Here is a 22296-nt window from a genome sequence, read left to right as displayed (position 1 = left end):
CGCTCGCGGGGCAAATACCGCTGTCATTCCGGGGCGTGCGAAGCACGAGCCCGGAATCCATAACCACCATCGTGAGTATGGATTCCGGGCTCGCGCCAAGTGGCGCGCCCCGGAATGACAGCGCAAAAAGCCCCGCCCGGCGGGGGGAAGACCGGGCGGGGCCTGATGTCCGATTACACTGCTCGCGCCAGCCTGATTGAAGTGACGCGCCGGACATCTAGTCGATCAGTGCCAACAGTCGATCCGTGCTAGTCCAGCACCTCGACGATGCGGCGCGAGCGCGGCTCGACCAGAACGGTTTCGCCGTTCACGACGGTGTAGCGGTAGGTGGTGGCGCCGAAGCGTTGCGGCACGTCATAATAGGTGACGCCTGCCTCGGGTAATGTCGTGCCGACGATGATGCGATCGGGAATGCTGAAGGCGGGCACACGCTGCTCGACGACGTACTCGCGGAAGGCCGGCCGCTGTTCGACTGCGATGGTTGGGCCGCTGTCGACCACGGCGGGCGCGCGTCCGACGGTGACACCGCTTTGCGCCTGCGCCGCAAGGGGCGAGCCGATCGCGGCCGCGAGCGCTACAAGAGCGAGAATCCTGTTCCGCATGGACAACTCCTTCGACGTGAATTTTATTTTCGGACGCGCCAATGGCGCGACCGGTTGGCCAATGCATGCACCCTTCGCAATGTTCCGGGAAAAGGCCCGCCGCATTCGCGGCAATTTCAGGCAGTTTTCGTGGGTGCCGGAACTCGCATCACGTCTTGCGCGTCTCTACTCGCGGAACCGGGAGGGCTATGATCCGCCCGCGATTCGCCCCACCTCCACAGAAAGAAAATTCATGCACATCACCGTCGCCCACATTTCGCCGATCCTGTCGTTGATTGCGGGCGTGCTCATCCTGATCATGCCGCGACTTCTCAACCTGATCGTCGCGATCTTCCTTATTGTGAACGGTGCGATCGGGCTTGGGCTCCTGAAATGGCTCCGCCTCTAGGGGTTCATTTTCCGGAACTGTCCGACTTGCGCGGGCCCGCCCAAAATGGTGTAAGGCCCGCGAATTCCCATTCCTCTCGCAGGTTGTGTGCAAGCTATGGCCAAAGCCGCCTCGAAGCCCAATAAAACTCCAGCGAAATCAAAGTCTTCCGCCAAGGCGAAAGCCGCGCCGGCAGCCCGCAAGACGCTTGCCAAGAGCGCGCCCAAGCCGGTCGCCAAAGCTGCCGCAAAGCCGGTCGCCAAAACTGCCGCAAAGGCTGCTGCCAAGCCGGCTGCGAAGGCTGTGACCAAGGCGGCTCTGCCGAAGGTCGCTGCGAAGCCTGCGCCGAAGAAGGCTGTATCAGCCAAGGCCGCGCCGGCCGCGGGCAAGGCCGGCAAATGGGTCTACACGTTCGGTGACGGCAAGGCCGAGGGCCGCACGGAGATGCGCGACCTGCTCGGCGGCAAGGGCGCGAACCTTGCCGAGATGGCCAATCTCGGCCTGCCGGTGCCTCCGGGCTTCACCCTCCCGACCTCGGTCTGCACCTATTTCTACGCCCACGACAAATCCTATCCGAAGGAGTTGCAGTCGCAGGTTGAGAAGGCGCTCGACTATGTCGGCAAGTTGACCGGCAAGATCTTCGGCGATGCCAAGAACCCGCTGCTCGTCTCCGTGCGCTCCGGCGCGCGCGCCTCGATGCCGGGCATGATGGACACCGTGCTCAACCTCGGCCTCAACGATCAGACCGTGGAAGCGCTGTCGGAATTGTCGGGTGACCGCCGCTTCGCCTACGACAGCTATCGCCGCTTCATCACCATGTATTCGGACGTGGTGCTCGGCTTCGAGCATCATCACTTCGAGGAAATCCTCGACACCTTCAAGGACGGCCAGGGCTATACCCTCGACACCGACCTCACCGCCGAGGACTGGGTCGAGCTGGTCGGCAAGTACAAGGACGCCGTCGCGCGCGAGACCGGCAAGGACTTCCCGCAGGATCCGCACGACCAGCTCTGGGGCGCAATCGGCGCGGTGTTCTCATCCTGGATGAACGCGCGCGCGGTGACCTACCGCAAGCTGCACGACATTCCGGAATCCTGGGGCACCGCGGTCAACGTGCAGGCCATGGTGTTCGGCAACATGGGCGAGACCTCGGCGACCGGGGTTGCCTTCACCCGCAACCCCTCGACCGGCGAGAGCAAGCTCTACGGCGAGTTCCTGATCAACGCGCAAGGTGAGGACGTGGTGGCGGGCATCCGCACGCCGCAGGATATCACCGAGGAGGCGCGCCAGGAATCGGGCTCCGACAAGGCGTCGATGGAAGCGGCGATGCCGGAGGCCTTCAAGGAGCTGACGCGGATCTACACGCAGCTCGAGAAGCACTACCGCGACATGCAGGACATGGAGTTCACCGTCGAGCGCGGCAAGCTGTGGATGCTGCAGACCCGCGGCGGCAAGCGCACCGCCAAGGCGGCGCTGCGCATCGCCGTCGAGCTCGCCAATGAAGGCCTGATCTCGAAGAAGGAAGCGGTGACGCGGATTGATCCGGCTTCGCTGGATCAGCTGCTGCATCCGACCATCGATCCCAACGCCAAGCGCGACGTGATTGCGACCGGCCTGCCGGCATCCCCGGGTGCTGCTTCCGGCGAGATCGTGTTTTCCTCGGACGAGGCCGCCAAGCTTCAGGCCGACGGGCGCAAGGTCATCCTGGTCCGCATCGAGACCAGCCCGGAAGACATCCACGGCATGCACGCCGCCGAAGGCATTTTGACCACGCGCGGCGGCATGACCTCGCACGCGGCGGTGGTCGCGCGCGGCATGGGCAAGCCCTGCGTCTCCGGCTGCGGCACCATCCGTGTCGATTACGGCCGCGGCACCATGAGCATCGGTTCGCGCACCTTCAAGACCGGCGACGTCATCACGATCGACGGCTCGCTCGGCCAGGTGCTCGCCGGCCGCATGCCGATGATCGAGCCGGAGCTGTCCGGCGAGTTCGGCACGCTGATGGCCTGGGCCGACCAGGTCCGCAAGATCGGCGTCCGCGTCAACGGCGACACGCCCGACGACGCGCGCACCGCGATCAAGTTCGGCGCCGAAGGCATCGGCCTGTGCCGCACCGAGCACATGTTCTTCGAAGAGACCCGCATCCGCACGGTTCGCGAGATGATCCTCTCCGAGGACGAGCAGTCCCGCCGCGCGGCGCTCGCCAAACTGCTGCCGATGCAGCGCGCCGACTTCGTCGAGCTGTTCGAGATCATGAAGGGCCTGCCCGTCACGATCCGTCTGCTCGACCCGCCGCTGCACGAGTTCCTGCCGCATACCCACGCCGAGGTCGAGGAAGTGGCACGCGCCATGAATACCGACCCGCGGCGCCTGGCTGACCGCGCGCGCGAGCTCTCGGAGTTCAATCCGATGCTCGGCTTCCGCGGCTGCCGCATCGCGATCGCCTATCCGGAGATCGCCGAGATGCAGGCGCGTGCGATCTTCGAGGCGGCGGTCGAGGCCGAGAAGCGCACCGGCAAGGCCGTCGGCCTCGAGGTGATGGTGCCGCTGATCGCGACCAAGATGGAGCTCGACCTCGTCAAGGCGCGGATCGATGCGACCGCCCAGGCGGTGATGCGCGACACCAACACCAAGCTGACCTATCAGGTCGGCACCATGATCGAGCTGCCGCGCGCCTGTCTGCTCGCGGCCGAGATCGCAGAGTCGGCCGAGTTCTTCTCGTTCGGCACCAACGACCTCACGCAGACCACCTACGGCATCAGCCGCGACGACGCGGCGAGCTTCCTCGGTCCCTACGTGGCGAAGGGCATCCTGTCGGTCGATCCCTTCGTCGCGCTGGACCAGGAAGGCGTTGGCGAGCTCGTCAAGATCGGCGTCGCGCGCGGCCGCAAGACCCGCCCGAAGCTCAAGGTCGGCATCTGCGGCGAGCACGGCGGCGATCCCGCTTCCGTCGCCTTCTGCCACAACATCGGCCTCGACTACGTCTCCTGCTCGCCCTACCGCGTGCCGATCGCCCGTCTCGCAGCGGCGCAAGCCGCACTCGGCAAGGCGATCGCCAGCCAGGCGTAAGCAGAACTAGAATGCGGATGAAAGAGGCGGGGGCAAAACCCCGCCTCTTTTCGTTTTCGCGATGCTCTCGCCAACCCATCATTGCGAGCGCAGCGAAGCAATCCAGAATCTCTCCACGGCGGCAGCCCGGATTGCTTCGTCGCAACAGCTCCTCCAATGACGAGGCGGAAGCTCGGACAACAAGGAACCACACGCGCGTCCCGTAATGATACGCGCCAGCAAGAGTTCCTTCACCATTCGCGTTGACCGGTTGTTTACCGCTTCGCGTGAGGACGCGTTTACCACCGTGCGCGATCACCCCGTGAAAACACCTGCAATCGCTTGAGTGTGCCGCACGCGCAACGCCGATTAACGCCCCGGCAACCTAAATTGGATACTTACGATAAAGATCGAATTGCACGGATGTACTGCGTTTCGATTTTTCTGGCGTAAGCGTAGCGTGAGCGTATCGATGTCTGTGTTGCGTAACCATCCGAAGGGCGCGCGGTTCGCGTCCTTCGGCATCGGTCTCTGCATCTTCGCATTGATGCCGAGAGAGACCGGCTATCAGGATATTGCCTCTCTGCTGGCGCGCCAACCCGGCGTAGCCGAGCGTTGGCAGAAGCAGGTGTTCTCCGCGGCGTCCTCGATCCAGCTCGCCACCTACAGTTTTTCCCGCCCCATCGGCACCTCGGTTCCGCAAAGCGCGATGGTTCGCCTGGCGAGCCTCGATGGCCGCGACGTCACCGGCGCGATCAGCCGCAATCCGGGGCTGCAGGCTGCGCCGCGCTACCAGGCTTCCGACTTTCCCAAGGTCGATCGCTCCATGAAGGGTGATCGCCTCGCGACCGTTGCGCCGACCGAGGCTCCCGAGGCGGCCGCGCCCGCTGCGGCACCGGCGCAGCAGGATCCCGCGACGTCGAACAGCTCGGTGTTCGGCGCCAAGACCGCGGCGCTGCCGCAGGCGATGTCGCCGGAATCCGCGGCCGCCCTCGATCCCGAACTCCAGGAAGCGCTCCGCGCGCCGCCGCTGCCGCAATATTCCAATCCACCGCGGGCCAGCGACGCCGCGCGCGCGTTCGCGGTGCAGCCGCTCGAGGCGCTTAAGCGGACCACTGCGCCGACGACGCCGGTGCGGGATCCCTTCAGCGTCAAGACCTCCAACCTGTTCTTCGGCAGCTCCTCGCTCGGCGGCAATCTCGAAAGCATCGAGAGCTGGCAACCCGGCGCCGAGCCGCTGATCGTGATGCCCGATCCCGACATGAAGGTGACGGCCTCGCTATCGCCGCCGACGGCGGACATCGCAAAGGATATCGAGAGCGGCGAGAGCGTCGCGCCGAAGGGCGAGGTCAACGCCGACAACCAGCGCGCCAGATCGCCGGCGGAGCGTCTCGCGCTCGACGACAAGTCGCGCGCGAAGTCCGAGAAGTGCCTTGCGGAAGCCGTCTATTTCGAGTCGCGCGGCGAGGCCGTTCGCGGCCAGATGGCTGTGGCGCAGGTGGTGATGAACCGCGTGTTCTCGGGCAAATATCCCGACACCGTGTGCGGAGCGGTCTATCAGAACAAGCACCGCCATCTCGCCTGCCAGTTCACCTTCGCCTGCGACAACAATGCCGACGTGATCCGCGAGCCCGAGATGTGGGAGCGCGCCAAGAAGATCGCGAAGGCGATGCTCGACGGCCAGATCTGGCTGCCCGAGGTGGGCAAGTCCACTCATTATCACGCCTACTGGGTGCGCCCGTCCTGGGTCGCCGAGATGAAGAAGATGTACAAGACCGGCGTGCACACCTTCTATCGCCCGCGCGCCTGGGGCGACGGAAGCGAGGAACCGAGTTGGGGCACCCCGGCCCAGACCGCCGCGCTGTCAGCCGAGCTCGCGCAGGAAGCCAAGAGCTCTGCCGAGATGGGCGTGAGCGAGCGGCGCTGAGGCAATCAATCGTTGCCGCAGTGAAGGTATGCTCCCTCTCCCGCTTGCGGGGGAGGGCTGGGGAGGGGGTGTTTCCGCAGGCGAGACCCCCCGTGTGGAGAGAGCCCCCACCCGGCGCTTCGCGCCGACCTCCCCCGCAAGCGGGAGAGGTGCAGCCAGCCCTGGGCTCAGAGCGGTGATCTCACATCTCAATATCCAGCGCGCAATCAAAGTTCGGCGCCGAATGCGTCAGCGCGCCCGCCGAAGTGTAGTCGACGCCGGTCGCCGCGATGGCCGCGATCGAGTCCAGCGTGACGCCGCCGGACGCCTCCAGCTGGAGACGACCCTCGTTGATCCGCACGGCCTCGCGCAATGTCGCAAGGTCCATGTTGTCGAGCAGCACGGCGTCGGCAAGTCCGGTATCGAGCACCTCGCGCAACTGCGCCAGCGTATCGACCTCGATCTCGATCTTGACAAGATGGCCGGCATGGGCGCGGGCGCGCTCCAGCACCGCACAGATGCCGCCGGCGACCGCGATGTGGTTGTCCTTGATCAGGATCGCATCGTCGAGGCCGAAGCGGTGATTGAAGCCGCCGCCGCAGCGCACGGCGTATTTCTCCAGCGCGCGCAGCCCCGGCGTGGTCTTGCGCGTGCAGCAGATGCGCATCTTCGTGCCTTCGGTGCGGGCGACATAGTCGGCCGTGAGCGTCGCGACGCCCGACAGGCGGCCGACGAAATTCAGCGCCGTCCGCTCCGCTGTGAGAATGGCGCGCGCAGGGCCCGAGATCGTCAGCACCTGCTGTCCGCGGACAACGCGTGCGGCATCACGGACATGCGCGCGCACGTCGATGTCGGAGGAGAGTTTTTGCAATGTCGCGAGTGCCAGCGGCAATCCGGCGATCACGCCGGATTGGCGCGCGACCAGAATGGCTTGCGCCCTGGTCGCTTCCGGGATTGTCGCCAGGGAGGTGATGTCGCCGGCGCGGCCGAGGTCCTCGTCGAGCGCGCGCTGCACGGCTTCGCCGATCGCAAGCGGCGAGAGGAAGGCGTCGGGATAGAGCAGGGAGGTGGTGGTAATCATGGAAAACTCCTTCAGGCGATCATGGATTGCGCAACGCGTGGCAGGGAGCTCAGGCTTTCCGCGATCTCGCGCGCCGCCGTGAGCGTGGTCATCGTTCTCTGCGCCAGCGCAGGGATTTCAGCTGGGTGGTCGGAGCGGAAATGCGCGCCGCGGCTCTCGCGGCGGCTCCACGCCGAGGCGGCAACGAGCAGGGCAGACGTCGCCATGTTGCGCAGCGCGATGCTCGTTGCCTCGCGTTCGAGCGCAGCGAAGTGGTGCACGGCCTCGGAGAGGCCGTCGCTCTCGCGGATCACGCCGACATGCGCGCTCATCATCGCGCGCAGCCGCTTCCCGGCCAGAGCATCCGGCGTGCCGCCGCGCGACGCGACCGGTGCGTCGGGGAGGCGGGCAGGCGCGGGGATCGAGCAGCCGGCGATGTCGTCGGCGATGCGCGCGGCGTAGACCACCGCCTCCAGCAGCGAGTTCGAGGCGAGCCGGTTGGCGCCGTGCGCGCCGGTCGACGACACCTCGCCACCGGCCCAGAGTCCGTCGATCGAGCTGCGGCCGCGTCCGTCCACCGCGATGCCGCCCATGTGATAGTGCGCGGCCGGGGCAATCGGGATGATCTGCGTGGCCGGATCGATGCCGGCGGCGATGCAGCTCGCATGCACGGTCGGAAATTTGTCCGCAAAGCGCGCGCCCAGCGCCTGGCGCGCGTCGAGGAAGGCGCCGCGCCCGGCCGCAATCTCGGCGAATACGCCGCGGGCCACGATGTCGCGCGGCGCGAGCTCCGCGAGCGGGTGGCGCGCAACCATGAAGCGTTCACCGGCGCCATTGACCAGCGTCGCGCCTTCGCCGCGCAACGCTTCGGTGGCGAGCGGTGCCGGATCGCGGCCGACCATGATGGCGGTTGGATGGAACTGCACGAATTCCGGATCGGCGATCACGGCACCGGCACGCGCGGCAATGGCGAGGCCGGAGCCGCTGGCTTCCATTGGATTGGTCGTGACGGCGTAGAGATGTCCGATGCCGCCGGTGGCAAGCACCACCGCGCGCGAGGCGAGCAGGAACGGCTTCGCCTGGAAGTTGCCGGCCTCGCGCAATTGAAGACCGGCGACGGCGCCATCCTCGACCAGCAGTGCCTCGGCGACGAACCCCTCGACCAGACGGATCGAGGGCGTGCGGCGCACCGCTTCGCTCAAGGCCGCGATGATCGCGGCACCGGCACCATCGCCTCGCACATGCACGATGCGCCGGGCCGAATGGGCCGCTTCGCGTCCCACGGCGAGCCTGCCTTCGAGGTCGCGATCGAACGAAACGCCATAGCTCAAGAGATCGTGGATGCGCGGCGCGGCCTCGCGCGCGATCCCAAGTGCGACCACCTCGTCGACGAGGCCGCCGCCGACCGCGATGGTATCGGCGGCATGGGCTTCCGGCGTGTCGCCCTCGGCCACCGCCGCGGCGATGCCGCCTTGCGCCCATGCGGAGGATGCGCCCTGTCCGAGCGGCGCGGCCGAGATCAAGGTCACCGGCCGCGGCGCCAGCTTCAGGGCGCAGAACAGTCCGGCAAGGCCGCCGCCGACGATGACGATGTCGTCGGTGCGGGTGAGGTTGTGGATGGTGTTGGTCATAGTTCTTTCCTTTCACTCCACTGTCGTCCCCGCAAAGGCGGGGACCCATACGCCGCAGCAGAAATTGTTGCGCGAAACTGCGTGTTGCCTTCCTTCGCAACCACATCTTCCTGTGGTTATGGGTCCCGGATCTGCGCTCCGCTGCGCCTGTCCGGGACGACAGCGGTGGTTGCCGCTGCGGGTTGCCCTCAATTCTTCAGGTTGATCATCCGCTCGACCGAGCGCCTTGCACGCATCGCCAGGGCGGGATCGATCGTCACCTCCTCGCGGAGCGTCAGCAGGCTGTCCAAAATGTTCGCGAGCGTGATGCGCTTCATGTGCGGGCAGAGGTTGCAGGGGCGCAGCATCTCGACGTCGGGCAGCTCGGCGCGCACATTGTCGGCCATCGAGCATTCCGTGATCATCACCAGCCGCCGCGGCCGCTTTTCGCGCACCCAATTGATCATGTGCGCGGTCGAGCCGGTGAAGTCGGCTTCCGCCAGCACGTCCGGCGGGCACTCCGGATGCGCGATGATCTGCACGGACGGATCGGCCTCGCGAAAGGCGCGCAGCTCTTCGCCCTTGAAGCGCTCGTGCACCTCGCAGGCGCCCTTCCAGGCGATGATCTTCACGTCGGTCTTCGAGGCCACGTAAGTGGCGAGATAGCGATCGGGCAGGAAGATCACGCTTGGCGCGTTCAGGCTCTCGACCACCTGCACCGCGTTCGACGAGGTGCAGCAGATGTCGACCTCGGCCTTCACCTCTGCGGAGGTGTTGACGTAGGCGACGACAGGCACGCCCGGAAACTTTTCGCGGAGCAGGCGCACGTCGGCGCCAGTGATGCTGGCGGCCAGCGAGCAGCCGGCCCGCGAATCCGGGATCAGCACCGTCTTGTCGGGGTTGAGCAGTTTCGAGGTCTCCGCCATGAAGTGCACGCCGCACTGGACGATGACATTGGCCTCCACCTTGGTGGCTTCGACCGCGAGCTGGAGCGAGTCGCCGCCGATGTCGGCGACGCAGTGGAAGATCTCCGGCGCCTGGTAGTTATGGGCGAGGATCACCGCGCCCCGCGCGCGCTTCAGCTCATTGATCGCCTTGATCGTCGGCGCCATCAACGGCCACTCGATCGGAGGGATGACGTGCTTCACGCGCTCATAGAGCGGGGCGGTGGTGCGTTCGACCTCCGCCGTCCATTCCAGCGAGGGCGTCGGCAGCGCGCACGCTGTGGGCGCCGGTGCGGAGCGGGGAGAGGAGGCGAGATGGCCCTGCGGCCGGTTGGCAAAATCGTCTGGACCGTAGATTGCAGTGATCGGCATCAAAGCCTCCGTCGCATGTCATTTATACTCAATATGAGTATATGTAGGGCCTGAGTAATCCGGCCGAGGGGCCGGAGTGGGTTTCATCGAACCTCATATATGCTCAATATGAGTACATCGGAAATAGCACGCTCTGCCGAGGACGGCTAGGTCCTGCCGCACACAATCTCGTCAGATCGTCGTCCGACGCGTCGGGCGAGGCCAGATTGAAACGCAATGCTCCCGCGGCAGCCCCTCGTGGAATGCAACCGTTTTTGATTTGGGATTTTCATGCAAATGCATTAAATGAGGCGTTCGCGGCGCCTCTTTGCGAGTCCGCCAATGACAGACAGGGAATACCATGTCGACATCAGTGGGCGAACTCGCTCCGGCCTCACGTTCCTCCAGCTGGCGTACCCCCGCCGTCATCATTCTGTGCGGCTGTGCGATCGGCATGCTCGGCTTCGGTCCGCGCTCGGCGCTCGGCTTCTTCGTGCAGCCGATGAGTCATGAATTCTCCTGGGGCCGCGACGTGTTTGGCCTCGCCATCGCCTTTCAGAACTTGCTGTGGGGACTGGGCCAGCCCATCGCCGGCGCGGTCGCCGATCGCTTCGGGCTGTTCCGGGTGATGTGCGTCGGCGCGCTGCTCTATGCCGGCGGCCTCCTGCTGATGCGCTATTCCTCGACGCCGCTGTCGCTCAACATCGGCGCCGGCGTCATGGTCGGTTTTGGTCTTGCCGGCTGCTCGTTCAATCTGGTGCTGTCGGCGTTCACCAAGCTGCTGCCCGCCGAGAAGCGCGGCCTCGCGCTCGGCGCCGGCACGGCGGCGGGCTCGTTCGGCCAGTTCCTGTTCGCGCCGATCGGCGTCGCGTTGATCGACAATTTCGGCTGGCAGCAGGCGCTCTCCGTGTTCGGCTTCCTGATGTTGCTGATCATCCCGCTGTCACTGGCGCTCTCGACGCCGCCGGCTGCAACTGCGGCCAGTGCGACGCCGGCGGATGAGCAGACCATCACCAGGGCGCTCGCCGAAGCCTTCGGTCACCGCTCCTATGTGCTGCTGGTGCTCGGCTTCTTCACCTGCGGATTCCAGCTCGCCTTCATCACCGTGCATCTGCCGGCCTTCCTGGTCGATCGCGGCATCTCGACGCAAACCGGAGGCTGGGTGATCGCGGCGATCGGCCTGTTCAACATCATCGGCTCGCTCAGCGTCGGCTATCTCCAGAACTCGCTGCCCAAGCGCTACATCCTCTCGGCCATCTACTTCACGCGTGCGCTCGCAACCCTCGCCTTCATCTCGTTCCCCATCACGCCGTTCTCGGCGATCGCTTTCGGTGCGGTCTCCGGCCTGACCTGGCTGTCCACGGTGCCCCCGACCTCGGCGCTGGTGGCGCTGATGTTCGGCACGCGCTGGCTTGCGACGCTGTATGGCTTTGCCTTCGTCAGCCATCAGGTCGGCGGCTTCCTCGGCGTGTGGCTCGGGGGCATCGTCTTCGAGCGCTTCGGTTCCTATACGCCGATCTGGTGGCTCTCGATCCTGTTCGGCGTGCTTTCCGCGCTGATCAATCTTCCGATCGTGGAGAAACCTGTCGTTCGGGCGGTTGCGCAGCCTGTGTGATCGGCTAAACATCCCCGACAAACAAGTCAGGGAGTTCAGTCGTGGCCACATTTAAGGCGATCCGGATCGACAAGGCGGACAAGGGCACCACCGCCGCGCTGACGCAGTTCGATGAAGCCGAGCTGATGGACGGCGACGTCAGCGTCCGCGTGGAATGGTCGACGCTGAACTACAAGGACGGCCTCGCGCTCACCGGCAAGGCGCCGGTGGTGCGCCGTTTCCCGATGATCGCCGGCATCGACTTCGCCGGCACGGTCGAGCAATCCTCGCATCCGCAATGGAAAGCCGGCGACAAGGTCGTCTGCACCGGCTGGGGCATGGGCGAGACCCATCTCGGCGCCTATGCCGAGAAGGCGCGGGTGAAGGGCGACTGGCTGGTGGCCTTGCCGCAAGGCCTGTCGGCACGCGATGCCATGGCGATCGGCACCGCCGGCTTCACTGCGATGCTCTCGGTGCTGGCACTGGAGAAGCACGGTCTCTCGCCGAAGAGCGGCCCTGTGGTGGTGACGGGCGCCGCCGGCGGCGTCGGCTCGGTCGCGATCGCCGTGCTCTCCAAGCTCGGCTACCACGTCATCGCTTCGACCGGCCGCGCCTCGGAGGCTGACTATCTGAAGCAGCTGGGAGCAGCCGAGATCATCGACCGCAACGAATTGTCGGCGCCGGCCAAGCCGATCGCAAGGGAGCGCTGGGCGGGTGGCGTCGACAGCGTCGGCTCGACCACACTGGCGAATCTGCTGTCGATGACGAAATACGGCGGGGCGATCGCGGCCTGCGGCTTGGCCGCCGGCCTGGACCTGCCGTCGTCTGTCGCACCTTTCATTTTGCGCGGGGTGTGCCTTCTTGGCATCGATTCCGTGATGTGCCCGATCGAGCCGCGGAAAGCCGCGTGGCAGCGCCTGGCGTCAGATCTGGATCGGACCAAACTAACTGAAATCACTCACGAAATTCCTCTTGATGAGGTGCCGGAGTGGGGCGCGAAAATCCTGGCGGGCCAGGTCCGCGGTCGCATCGTGGTAAAAATTGTCTAACGGCGTTCAGACTTTACCAACCAAGCTGCTTCAATGTCGCCATGGTTGGTATGGTAAGCAGCGGGTAAAGAGATAAGGCATCGCCCGCTGCGGGGGTTGGTTCGGAGTTGAGCATGCTTGCGCGTATTGTGTTGGGGGCTGTCACGGCGGCAGCAACGTTTGCGCCGGCCCTTGCCGGAAGCATGAACGCCGACGAGGCGCGTCGCTTCGTGGCGGGCAAGGTCTTTGCCTTCACCTGTTTCGACGGCACCCGCGGCGCGGGCCGCATCCTGGACGATCTCGGCGCCGCCGGCGCGGTGCAGTTCTCCGGCGCGGGCCCGGTCAAGCATCTCCGCCTGCCCGGCAATACGCTCCAGATCCGTGGCCAGAACGTCTGCGCCTCGATCAAGGGCATTCCGTTCGAGCCGTGTTTCAACCTGGAAAAGACCGACGATCGCAGCTTCCGCGGCTCGGTGTCGGGGATGGGCTTCGCCTATTGCGACTTCCATCACCAGGGTGGCAACCAGATGCTGATGGCGCGCGCTGCGGCGCGTCCGCGCTCGCTGCACAGGACAGAGCACACCGGTTCCGTCAGTGCGACCAACACCGAAGTCGCCGCGCGCGTCGAGACGCCGCGTGTCGAGAGCAGCCGGCTCGAGCCGGTGAAGTCGGAGATCAAGTCGGAGCCCGCCAGGAACGAGGGCCCGCTGGAGCTGCGCCGTTCCACCCAGTGAGAGGGCTGCGCGGACGGTTCCGCGCACTTTGTCGTTGAAGACGTCCATCGAACGCCAAGCCGCCGCGCCGTAGTCATACGGACGGCGGCTTTCATGCGTTGGTAGCTGTTCGCGCTCCAGTTTGCCGACGGCCGGGGGGCGCGGCCCGATAAAAGGGTTCAACGATGTCGCTGTACTTTTTCCGCATCAGCACCGGTCGCTATTCCGGCGCCGCCGACCAGCCGTACGAGTTCGAGGATCGCACTGCCGCCTGGACCGAGATGACCGAGGTCTGCGCCAATCTGCTCGGCGGCATCGCGCGCGGCCTGAAGCCGAACGCCGAGTGGTGCATGGAGCTGCTCGACGAGGACAAGAAGCCGGTCTTTCGCATCAGCCTCGTCGGCGAGAGCGTAACGCAGCAGAGCGGGGCTCCTATCACTGCGTGTGATTAACCTGTTAAGCGCGCATAACGTGCTGAAATTCAAGGGATTTTCCTACCGATCCAGTAGTTGCCCGGAGGTCGCGTTAACCAAATTGGAATGGCGAACGCATACTTTTCGGACAAGGGCGATCAACGCCGAGGGCGGCTGGCAATGACTCGGCCGCGCATTCCCTAGGGGGAAGCATGCCCATGTTGAGCCTCGTTCAGAATTTGCGGATTGGGACCAAGCTGGCGATCTCATCGGCGCTCGGCATCCTCCTGGTCCTCGCGATGATCGCGGGTCAGGTGATCGGAAACGGCAACGTGCGCCGGTCCAGCCAGACGGCGTCCGAGCAGCAGGAGCTGGCGCGCGAGGCAGTCGAATCCAAGCTCGCGGCGCGCGCCATGCAGCTCGCCGCACGCGACATCCGCCTCGCCAATAATTCAGATGAACTGCAGAAGGCACGCGACGCGCTGGTCGAACGCGCCGGTCATTTGGCGAAGGTTGCCGACGCAATGCTCACGCTCTCGCACGTGCCGGAAAACCGCGCGAGGATAGAGAAGCTCAAGGTCCTCACGGCGAACTATCTCAAGGGAGCTCAGCAGCTCGCATCCGTGCGCGGTGCCGCCCTGGCTCTCACGGGCGAGGATGCCGCTGCTCGCCTCGCCAAGCTCGTCGATGAGGGGACGCGTCTCGCCCGCGAGGTCACGTTGCCGATCGCAGGCGAGATGGACCAGGCAGCCAATCAGATTGCCGACGTCGCCAGGCACAGAAGCGAAGAGGAGGTTGCGGCCTCCGCGCGGGAGATGGCGTCCAGCGAGCATATCGCAATGGTCATCGGCGTTTTCACCGCGCTCGTCCTCCTCTGCTCCTGGCTGATGTCGTTCCTGACCATCGCACGGCCGATCCGCGCGCTCACGGTGGCCATGGACAAGCTCGCCGGCGGCGACTTTTCCGTGGTGCTGCCCGGTCTCGGCCGCAAGGACGAGGTCGGTGGTGTCGCGGCGGCTGTCGAGAAGTTCAAGATCGTGTCCGAACAGAAGGCGCGCGAGGAGGCCGAGGCCAAGATCAGGCAGGATCAGGCTGCAGCCGCGCAACGCAAGGCCGAGATGTCCAAGCTGGCCGATGGCTTCGAGGCGGCGATCGGCGAGATCGTCGATACCGTGTCATCGGCCGCGACTGAACTGGAAGCGTCTGCGTCGACGCTCACGTCGACTGCGGCGCGCGGACAGGAGCTCACCACCATGGTTGCTGCCGCCTCCGAAGAGGCGTCCACCAACGTGCAGTCGGTGGCGTCGGCGACCGAGGAACTGTCGTCGTCGATCACGGAGATCAGCCGCCAGGTGCAGGAATCCGCGCGCGTCGCAAGCGAAGCGGTCAGCCAGGCCCGCACCACGACCGACCGCGTCGGCGAATTGTCGAAGGCGGCGGCGCGGATCGGCGACGTGGTCGAGCTGATCAACACCATCGCCGGCCAGACCAATCTCCTGGCGCTCAATGCGACCATCGAGGCCGCGCGCGCCGGCGAGGCGGGTCGCGGCTTTGCCGTTGTCGCCTCCGAGGTCAAGGCGCTCGCCGAGCAGACCGCGAAGGCGACCGGCGAGATCGGCCAGCAGATCGCCAGCATCCAGACCGCGACCGAGCATTCGGTCGGCGCCATCAGGGACATCAGCGACACCATCGAGAAACTGTCGGAGATTTCCTCGACCATCGCGGCTGCCGTCGAAGAGCAGGGCGCGGCGACGCAGGAGATTTCCCGCAACGTGCAGCAGGCGGCGGAGGGCACCCATCAGGTGTCGTCCAACATCACCGACGTGCAGCACGGCGCGAGCGAGACCGGCTCGGCGTCCTCGCAGGTGCTGGCGGCGGCGCAATCGCTGTCCGGCGACAGCAACCGCCTCAAGCTCGAGGTCGGCAAGTTTCTCGGCACCGTGCGCGCGGCCTGACGGTGGCGTCTTTCGGCAGGTCCTGCTTGCAACCATCACGCGTGAATGCGTGGCGGTTGCTCGCGCGCGTATCTCGACGCCGCGACCGATGCGCGCAGGGTTAACCTTCCGGAAAAGCGGCGCAGTCATGATGCTCGCAATATTTGGGGCGCTGAGTCGCCTTTCGCGTATTGCGTCTCAATCGTTGGAGCACTTTCATGAGCGGCATTTCCATTCGCCTCACTCACAAGGTCATGGCGATCGGACTGTTCGGCCTCATTGGGCTCGTCGCCTTCGGCACGATCTACCAGATTGGCAGCCTCTCTCAGGACACGTCCCGCGACGCTGCTGAAGACGCGCGCCGGCTGTCCGATCTGAACCAGCGGATCTCGCAGCAATTGCTCGAAGCGCGCCGGGCCGAGAAGGATTTCCAGCTCCGCCGCGATCAATCCTATGCGAAGCGTCACGCCGAACTTGCTTCCGACATTACCCGAAATCTTGATCGCCTCGGCAGCGCGGCGCGTGCGGCAGGGTACGCGGCGGTCGGAGAAAAGGCGTCACTGGTCCGCACCGGATTCGAGAGATACGTGAGCGAATTCGCGGCCGTCGAACAGGCCGAGGTCAGGCTTGGATTGAACGAAACCCTCGGGCTGTCAGGCTCGTTGCGCACGGCGGTGCACGGCATCGAGACCAAGCTCAAGGAGGTCGACGATCCCAGGCTCACCAGCGGCATGCTGACGATGCGTCGTCACGAGAAAGACTTCATGTTGCGCCGCGACCCGAAATATCTCGACGCCCTGAAGAAGACGGCGACGGAATTCTCCGGGCAAGTCGAGGCTTCGGCGATCCCGCCGGCCGTCAAGGCCGATATCGGCAAGAAGCTCTCCAAATACCAGGACGACTTCGTGGCGTGGTCAGCCGGCGCGCAGGATCTGACCGCGCACGGCTCGGCAATGTCCAAGGAGTTCCGCACCATCGAGCCCGTCCTCGACGAGATCGAAAAGACCGTCAGTCAGCAATACGACGCTGCGCGGGCCGCCGAAGAGTCGATGCGGGCCTCGATCAAGCTCTGGATGTGGGTCGCACTCGGATGCTCCATCCTGCTGGTGGGGAGCGTGTCCTTCTTCACCGGCCGCTCGATCTCGACAGCGTTGATCGCCATGGTTCGCGCGATGACTGGTTTGGCGAAGGGCGACATGTCCGTGACAATCCCCGGCGTTGGCCGCAACGACGAGATCGGTGAGATGGCTGGTGCCGTCGAGGTGTTCAGGAGCAACATGGCCGAGGCCGACCGGCTGCGCGCCGAGCAGGCCGAGGCGGACGCGTGTCGGCGCGAGCAGCGCAAATTCGACATGCAACGGCTCGCCGATACGTTCGAAGGCGCGGTCGGCGAGATCATCGAGACGGTGTCGTCGGCGGCCACCGAGCTCGAAGCGTCGTCGAATACGCTGACCCACGCCGCCGAGCGCGGCAACAGCCTCGCCACCGCCGTGGCAGCGGCTTCGGAGGAGGCGTCCGCCAACGTGCAGTCGGTGTCGTCTGCAAGTGAAGAGCTGACCTCCTCAGTCTCCGAGATCAGCCGCCAGGTGCAGGAATCGGCGCGCGTCGCCGACGTCGCCGTCGGGCAGGCCCAGCGCACCAATGCGCGCGTCGCCGAGCTGACCAAGGCCGCTTCCCGCATCGGCGACGTCGTCGAACTGATCAACACCATCGCCGCGCAGACCAACCTCCTGGCGCTCAACGCGACGATCGAGGCGGCGCGGGCGGGCGAAGCCGGCAAGGGCTTTGCGGTGGTCGCGACCGAAGTGAAGGCTCTTGCAGAGCAGACCGCGAAAGCCACCGGCGAAATCGGTCAGCACATCGGCGCGATCCAGTCCGCGACAGACGAATCCGTCGGCGCGATCAAGGAGATCGGCGACACCATCGCGCGGATGTCGGAGATCTCGTCGACCATCGCTGCTGCGGTGGAGGAACAGGGCGCCGCCACGCAGGAGATCTCCCGCAACATCCAGCACGCAGCGCAAGGTACTTCCGCGGTTTCGTCGAACATCGCCGACGTCCAGCGCGGCTCCGGCGAGACCGGGGCTGCCTCGGCGCAGGTGCATTCGGCCGCGCAGTCGCTGTCGCAGGAGAGCAACCGGCTCAAGAGCGAGGTCGCGCGCTTCCTGGAATCGGTGCGGGCGGCCTGAGGCGGCCGCCGCCCGGTGAATGTGGCGGCGCGTCGTGTTTCGCGTCGCAGCACGGCTGCGGAGAAAATAGCGTCCGAAGAGGCCGACCCGTAGTTTTACGTAGGCTCCTGTTAACGCCTGCTTGCAATTATGGGGCGCAATCTTACGGGATAAGAACCAGCCAGCATTGTTGAACTGACCTCCGCCCGGTCGTCCGTCGTGACGCCTGCGGCGCGGGTGACGTGCGTGCTGCCAGGATATCATCGGGATTTGTGTGATGTCGAAGTTGTCGATCGTCTTCAAGCTTCTGGCCGTGTTATCGGTCCTCGTGCTGTCACTCGCCGGCGTCGGCGTGACGGCGATCGGCACCATGCAGAACATCAATGCTCATACCGTCGAGATCGCGGAGAGCTGGCTGCCGAGCGTGCGTGCGCTCGGCTCAATGCGCGCCGACATCAACGAGCTGCGCGTCGCGCTGCGTCTGCACCTGATGCAGGACACCGCCGAAGGCAAGGAAGCCGCCGAGAAGCGCCTCGGCTCGTTGCGCGAGCGCATCGAGAAGACGCGCAAGGTCTACGAGCCGCTGATCACGGCCGCCGAAGAGCGCGCGCTCTATGAGCAATGGAGCAAGGCGTGGGGCGAATATCTGAACGGCGTGCAGGAGACCATGGCGCTGTCGCGCAAGAGCGTCGGCCGCTTCCCGACCGACGCCAACGAGATGTTGCAGACCAAGGTCGCCAAGATGGCTCAGGCCGCCGATCCCCTGCTTCAGAAGGGCATCGAGCTCAATAACCAGGGCGCCGAGCTGGAGACCAAGCAGGCGGCCGACAGTTACGCCACGATCTTCCGCGTCCTGGTCGGCATCATCGTGCTCTCGGTCGTGATCGCGATCGGCGCAGCCTATTATCTCGTGCGCGACGTCTCTCGCGGCATCGCCTCGATCATTCGTCCGATGCAGTCGCTCGGCGAAGGAGACCTCTCGGCCGAAGTGCCGCATCGCGGCGAGAAGACCGAGATCGGCTCGATGGCGGATGCGCTTCAGATCTTCAAGGAGGCACTGATCGCCAAGAAGGCCGCCGATGAGGCGGCTGCTCGCGACGCCGAGGCCAAAATCGAACGCGGCCGCCGCGTCGATGCCATCACGCGCAATTTCGAGGCCATGATCGGCGAGGTCGTCGAGACCGTGTCGTCGGCCTCGAGCGAGCTCGAGGCCTCCGCGGCCACGCTGAGCGGCACGGCGCAGCGCGGCCAGGAACTCGCAACCGTCGTTGCGGCAGCATCCGAGGAAGCCTCCACCAACGTCCAGGCGGTGGCGTCCGCCTCGGAAGAGCTGTCGTCCTCGATCACCGAGATCAGCCGCCGCGTGCAGGATTCGGCACGGATGGCCGCGGAAGCCGTCGAGCAGGCGGCGCGGACCAACGATCGCGTCAACGCGCTGTCGCAGGCGGCCTCCCGCATCGGCGACGTCGTCGAGCTCATCAACACCATCGCCGGCCAGACCAACCTCCTGGCGCTCAATGCGACCATCGAAGCGGCGCGCGCAGGCGAAGCCGGTCGCGGCTTTGCCGTCGTCGCCTCCGAGGTCAAGGCGTTGGCCGAGCAGACCGCGAAGGCCACCGGCGAGATCGGGGCGCAGGTTTCCGGCATCCAGTCGGCCACACAGGAATCCGTCAGCGCCATCCAGGAGATCGGCGGCACCATCGAGCGGTTGTCCGAGGTGTCCTCGGCCATCGCCGCCGCCGTCGAGGAGCAGGGCGCCGCGACGCAAGAGATTTCGCGCAACGTCCAGCAGGCCGCGCTCGGCACGCAGGAAGTCTCGTCCAACATCACCGACGTGCAGCGCGGCGCGATCGACACCGGCTCGGCCTCGGGCGAAGTGCTCTCGGCGGCGAAATCGCTGGCGACCGACAGCACCCGCCTGAAGGTCGAGGTCGCGCAGTTCCTGGAATCGGTCCGCGCGGCCTGATCTTCAGGAGCATGATCCGGAAAAGTGTGAAAGCGGTTTTCCGAAGAGATCTTGCTCAAATAATTCAGCTGGTCGCCTGCGGAGCCGGCGGCGGTGCGACCTGCCGCCGGAACAGGATGCGCTGGTAGAGCCAGCCGATTGCGACCAGCACGACGCCGAGGCACATGAACGACAGCGCGCGGTAGACGCCTGTCAGCGTCGACATGTCGATGACGAAGGCCTTCAGGATCGTCAGTGCGATGACGGCAGCCGAGGCCAGCCGTGCACGCTCCGAGTTGACGAGAATGCCGACGCCCAGCAACAGCACGCCGAAGGCGAGCCAGCCGATCGAATAAGTGTATTGCTCGGCGCCCGTCGTCCCGCCGGTGGAGAGGATCGGGCCGTGATAGAAGCGGCGGATCTCCAGCGTGACATAGGCGAGCGCGAACACGAGCGCGCCACCGGCGATGGTGTTGGCGTAGACTTTGCCACGCTCGCCGACCACCGCATAGGACAGCAGCAGCATCAGCACCGCCGGCAGCGCATAGCCGAGCAGCAGCAGATTGAACACGGCGCCGCCGACGTCGATGCGCCAGATCAGCGGGTTCTCCAGGATCAAGAGGCCGAAAACGCTGATGAGCCCGCCGATCGCCGTCAGCACGACCGCGCCGACATTGTGCACGATGCTGCGGCTGCGCAGCCGCAAGCGCTCCAGCCCGATCGCCATCGCGAGCGTGACGCAGACTTGCAGTGCGAATTCGAGCAGCGACGGCGGCGAGGTCATCCGGCCGTTGGTCGCAAAGTGCCGGATCTCCATGAAGGCGAGCAGGGCGGTGAAGAGGATCGCCGCGGTCTCGACCATGCGCAGCGGTGCATCGTCGGCGCGGCGGCGCAGGAAGATGCTCGCGGCCCAGAACGAGGCCGCCGGTAGGCCGTAGCCCCAGAGCAGCCAGTTGAAGATCGGCGTGGTCCCGACGGCGTCGCCGACGATGCGCGGATCATAGCCGATGCGCGCGGTGACGATGCCGGCGAAGATGGCGGCGAGCCAGCGCAGGAACGGGATCGGCCGCTGCATCGAGATCCAGGCGGTGCCGAGCGACATCAGCGCCAGCGCGATCGTCAGCCAGCCCTTCTCCAGCGCGAAGGTCAGCGCCAGCGCCAGCGCGCCAAGGGTGCCGGTCGCGAACAGGGCCGTTGAGACGGCGACGCCCGGCCGGGTTTCGCGGCGCGTGAGCGCTTCGGTCGCAGCACCAAAGGCGGCTGCGAGCAGTACCGCGAGGATCGCGAACGGGATCGAGCGGTCGAGATGGGCGATGCGGGCGTAGAGCGCGATGAGGATCGCGATCGGCGTGGCGACGGCTGCGGCCGACCACACCACGGGAATGATTGCCGAGTTCGAGCGGCCCTGCGCGAGGAAGCCGGCAACGCCGAAGCCGATGGCGAAGATCGCGGCCATCACCAGATGCAGCGTCACGGAGCTGTCGATCGCGGTCGGTCCGATACCGGACATCGCGCCGCCCGGCAGCACCAGCATGTCGGGATTAGCGCGCACCGCCCATTCGGCGAACACGATGAAGACGGTCGCTGCCGCCGCGCCGAGCGCGCCGGTGGCCGCCGGTGCACGCCAGGCGACGAGAAGCGTCGCGCCAACGAGAAGCGTGAACGCGATCAGGGCCAGATCCGCATGTGCGCTCGACAGTACGATCAGCATGGCGCCGAACAGGTAGGCGCCGAGCGAGCTCGACGAGACCGGCTCGATCTCGCCGTCCTCGATGCTGGGGCCGAACATGAAGCCGCAGACGACGAGCAGCGCGGCGAGCACGAAGCCTGCGATGACGTGGAAGGCATGCGGCGCGACTTGCAACTCTTCGCTATCCAGACCCGGGAAGATCCAGAGCACGGCAAAGGCGATCGTCGTGACCGCGAGCCAGCGCCACAGCCGGATGCGCGCGAGGCCGAAGCTCGCGGCGGTGACGATGGCGAGATAGATGTAGAGCGCCCAGTAGTCCGGCTTGCCGCTGGAGACGAGGAGCGGCGTCACGAAGGCGCCGACCACGCCGAGGCCGGCCAGCGCCGGTCCGTGCAGCAGCGCGGCGGCGAGCGTGCACATGGCCACGATGCCGAGCAGCACGAAGGCGGTCGCGGGCACGAGGAAGCCGTAGAGCGCATAGGCGGCATAGATGGTCGCGAACGCCACCGCCGTACCCGCGGCGGTGAGAATCGCCGGGATGTTGGCGATCGGCAGCGCCTGGATGTTGGAAATGCTCTCCTTGCGCCGCGACCACTCGCCGGCCCCGAGCAGCGCAGCTGCGAACAGGCCACCCAGGAACACGCGCACGCCGGGGCCGAGCAGGCCGGCCTCGATCGAATAGCGCACCATGAAGAAGCCGCCGAGCGCGAGCGCAAGGCCGCCGATCCACACCACCCAGCGGGTGCCGAGCTGCTCCTCGAAGCCGGGCGCAGCGGCCGGCACGGGAGGTGGTGCGCCAGCCGCAGGGCCCGCTTCGAGCGGCGGCGGTGAAAGCTCTTCGGTGACGAGTGGAGGCGGTGCCGCTTCGGCTTCGGGTGCAAGCGGCGGCGGCTCGGCGGCCGTCGTCGCGGGCGCAGGCGCTG

The 22296-nt window shown here is 66.0% G+C and carries 15 protein-coding genes; 10 read left to right on the top strand and 5 right to left on the bottom strand.

The window, feature by feature from the left end:
- Nucleotides 1-248: 248 nt before the first annotated feature.
- Nucleotides 249-602: a DUF1236 domain-containing protein gene (locus IC66_RS0115780; protein WP_028141653.1), complete on the bottom strand. Its 354-nt coding sequence runs from the start codon at nt 600-602 to the stop codon at nt 249-251.
- Nucleotides 603-834: 232 nt separating this feature from the next.
- On the opposite strand from IC66_RS0115780, the gene IC66_RS43430 reads away from it, so the two are divergent.
- The 3 genes from IC66_RS43430 to IC66_RS0115765 all read left to right on the top strand — a co-directional run bounded on the left by IC66_RS43430 (nt 835) and on the right by IC66_RS0115765 (nt 5944).
- Complete coding sequence (locus tag IC66_RS43430; RefSeq protein WP_080670142.1) at nt 835-990, top strand: DUF3096 domain-containing protein; 156 nt, start codon at nt 835-837, stop codon at nt 988-990.
- Nucleotides 991-1086: 96 nt separating this feature from the next.
- The gene (gene ppdK, locus IC66_RS0115770; RefSeq protein WP_028141652.1) at nt 1087-4038 is read left to right on the top strand and encodes a pyruvate, phosphate dikinase; all 2952 of its coding nucleotides are present in this window, start codon (nt 1087-1089) and stop codon (nt 4036-4038) included.
- A 451-nt stretch (nt 4039-4489) separates the two neighbouring features.
- Nucleotides 4490-5944, top strand: a complete 1455-nt coding sequence (locus IC66_RS0115765) for a cell wall hydrolase (protein WP_038948276.1) — start codon at nt 4490-4492, stop codon at nt 5942-5944.
- 181 nt (nt 5945-6125) lie between these two features.
- On the opposite strand, the gene nadC is transcribed toward IC66_RS0115765, so the two are convergent.
- The 3 genes from nadC to nadA all read right to left on the bottom strand — a co-directional run bounded on the left by nadC (nt 6126) and on the right by nadA (nt 9909).
- Nucleotides 6126-7004, bottom strand: coding sequence for a carboxylating nicotinate-nucleotide diphosphorylase (gene nadC, locus IC66_RS0115760; RefSeq protein ID WP_038948275.1), 879 nt, complete (start codon nt 7002-7004; stop codon nt 6126-6128).
- 11 nt (nt 7005-7015) lie between these two features.
- Nucleotides 7016-8614, bottom strand: coding sequence for an L-aspartate oxidase (locus tag IC66_RS0115755; RefSeq protein ID WP_038948274.1), 1599 nt, complete (start codon nt 8612-8614; stop codon nt 7016-7018).
- 188 nt (nt 8615-8802) lie between these two features.
- The gene (gene nadA, locus IC66_RS0115750; protein WP_038948273.1) at nt 8803-9909 is read right to left on the bottom strand and encodes a quinolinate synthase NadA; all 1107 of its coding nucleotides are present in this window, start codon (nt 9907-9909) and stop codon (nt 8803-8805) included.
- Nucleotides 9910-10249: 340 nt separating this feature from the next.
- Between nadA and IC66_RS0115745 the strand changes: the two genes are divergently transcribed.
- From IC66_RS0115745 to IC66_RS0115715, 7 genes are all read left to right on the top strand, one after another.
- Nucleotides 10250-11503 carry an MFS transporter gene (locus IC66_RS0115745; RefSeq protein WP_028141647.1) on the top strand — a complete coding sequence of 418 codons (1254 nt, stop codon included), beginning with the start codon at nt 10250-10252 and terminating at the stop codon, nt 11501-11503.
- 41 nt (nt 11504-11544) lie between these two features.
- Nucleotides 11545-12531, top strand: coding sequence for an acrylyl-CoA reductase (NADPH) (acuI, locus tag IC66_RS0115740; RefSeq protein WP_028141646.1), 987 nt, complete (start codon nt 11545-11547; stop codon nt 12529-12531).
- Nucleotides 12532-12644: 113 nt separating this feature from the next.
- Nucleotides 12645-13244, top strand: coding sequence for a hypothetical protein (locus tag IC66_RS0115735; RefSeq protein ID WP_028141645.1), 600 nt, complete (start codon nt 12645-12647; stop codon nt 13242-13244).
- Between the two features lie 164 nt (nt 13245-13408).
- Nucleotides 13409-13675: a DUF6894 family protein gene (locus tag IC66_RS0115730; RefSeq protein ID WP_028141644.1), complete on the top strand. Its 267-nt coding sequence runs from the start codon at nt 13409-13411 to the stop codon at nt 13673-13675.
- Nucleotides 13676-13854: 179 nt separating this feature from the next.
- Complete coding sequence (locus tag IC66_RS0115725; RefSeq protein WP_038948271.1) at nt 13855-15591, top strand: methyl-accepting chemotaxis protein; 1737 nt, start codon at nt 13855-13857, stop codon at nt 15589-15591.
- A gap of 197 nt (nt 15592-15788) precedes the next feature.
- Nucleotides 15789-17759, top strand: coding sequence for a methyl-accepting chemotaxis protein (locus tag IC66_RS0115720; protein ID WP_038948270.1), 1971 nt, complete (start codon nt 15789-15791; stop codon nt 17757-17759).
- 256 nt (nt 17760-18015) lie between these two features.
- Nucleotides 18016-19704, top strand: coding sequence for a methyl-accepting chemotaxis protein (locus IC66_RS0115715; protein WP_038948269.1), 1689 nt, complete (start codon nt 18016-18018; stop codon nt 19702-19704).
- A 64-nt stretch (nt 19705-19768) separates the two neighbouring features.
- Here the strand turns inward: IC66_RS0115715 and IC66_RS0115710 are convergent.
- On the bottom strand, nt 19769-22296 hold a 2528-nt coding region (locus IC66_RS0115710; RefSeq protein ID WP_038948268.1), incomplete at its 5' end, for a DUF2339 domain-containing protein.

It is taken from the genome of Bradyrhizobium genomosp. III, from assembly GCF_000261705.1.
In the GTDB taxonomy this organism is placed as follows: domain Bacteria; phylum Pseudomonadota; class Alphaproteobacteria; order Rhizobiales; family Xanthobacteraceae; genus Bradyrhizobium; species Bradyrhizobium ottawaense.
The sequence above is the reverse complement of the archived record's forward strand: the minus strand, read 5'-3'. Positions and strand labels throughout refer to the sequence as shown.

Excerpts from the sequence above, each read along its gene's own strand:
- IC66_RS0115780 (WP_028141653.1), bottom strand. The coding sequence starts at position 602 with ATGCGGAACAGGATTCTCGCTCTTGTAGCGCTCGCGGCCGCGATCGGC.
- IC66_RS43430 (WP_080670142.1), top strand. The coding sequence starts at position 835 with ATGCACATCACCGTCGCCCACATTTCGCCGATCCTGTCGTTGATTGCG.
- ppdK (WP_028141652.1), top strand. The coding sequence starts at position 1,087 with ATGGCCAAAGCCGCCTCGAAGCCCAATAAAACTCCAGCGAAATCAAAG.
- IC66_RS0115765 (WP_038948276.1), top strand. The coding sequence starts at position 4,490 with ATGTCTGTGTTGCGTAACCATCCGAAGGGCGCGCGGTTCGCGTCCTTC.
- nadC (WP_038948275.1), bottom strand. The coding sequence starts at position 7,004 with ATGATTACCACCACCTCCCTGCTCTATCCCGACGCCTTCCTCTCGCCG.
- IC66_RS0115755 (WP_038948274.1), bottom strand. The coding sequence starts at position 8,614 with ATGACCAACACCATCCACAACCTCACCCGCACCGACGACATCGTCATC.
- nadA (WP_038948273.1), bottom strand. The coding sequence starts at position 9,909 with ATGCCGATCACTGCAATCTACGGTCCAGACGATTTTGCCAACCGGCCG.
- IC66_RS0115745 (WP_028141647.1), top strand. The coding sequence starts at position 10,250 with ATGTCGACATCAGTGGGCGAACTCGCTCCGGCCTCACGTTCCTCCAGC.
- IC66_RS0115735 (WP_028141645.1), top strand. The coding sequence starts at position 12,645 with ATGCTTGCGCGTATTGTGTTGGGGGCTGTCACGGCGGCAGCAACGTTT.
- IC66_RS0115730 (WP_028141644.1), top strand. The coding sequence starts at position 13,409 with ATGTCGCTGTACTTTTTCCGCATCAGCACCGGTCGCTATTCCGGCGCC.
- IC66_RS0115725 (WP_038948271.1), top strand. The coding sequence starts at position 13,855 with ATGTTGAGCCTCGTTCAGAATTTGCGGATTGGGACCAAGCTGGCGATC.
- IC66_RS0115720 (WP_038948270.1), top strand. The coding sequence starts at position 15,789 with ATGAGCGGCATTTCCATTCGCCTCACTCACAAGGTCATGGCGATCGGA.
- IC66_RS0115715 (WP_038948269.1), top strand. The coding sequence starts at position 18,016 with ATGTCGAAGTTGTCGATCGTCTTCAAGCTTCTGGCCGTGTTATCGGTC.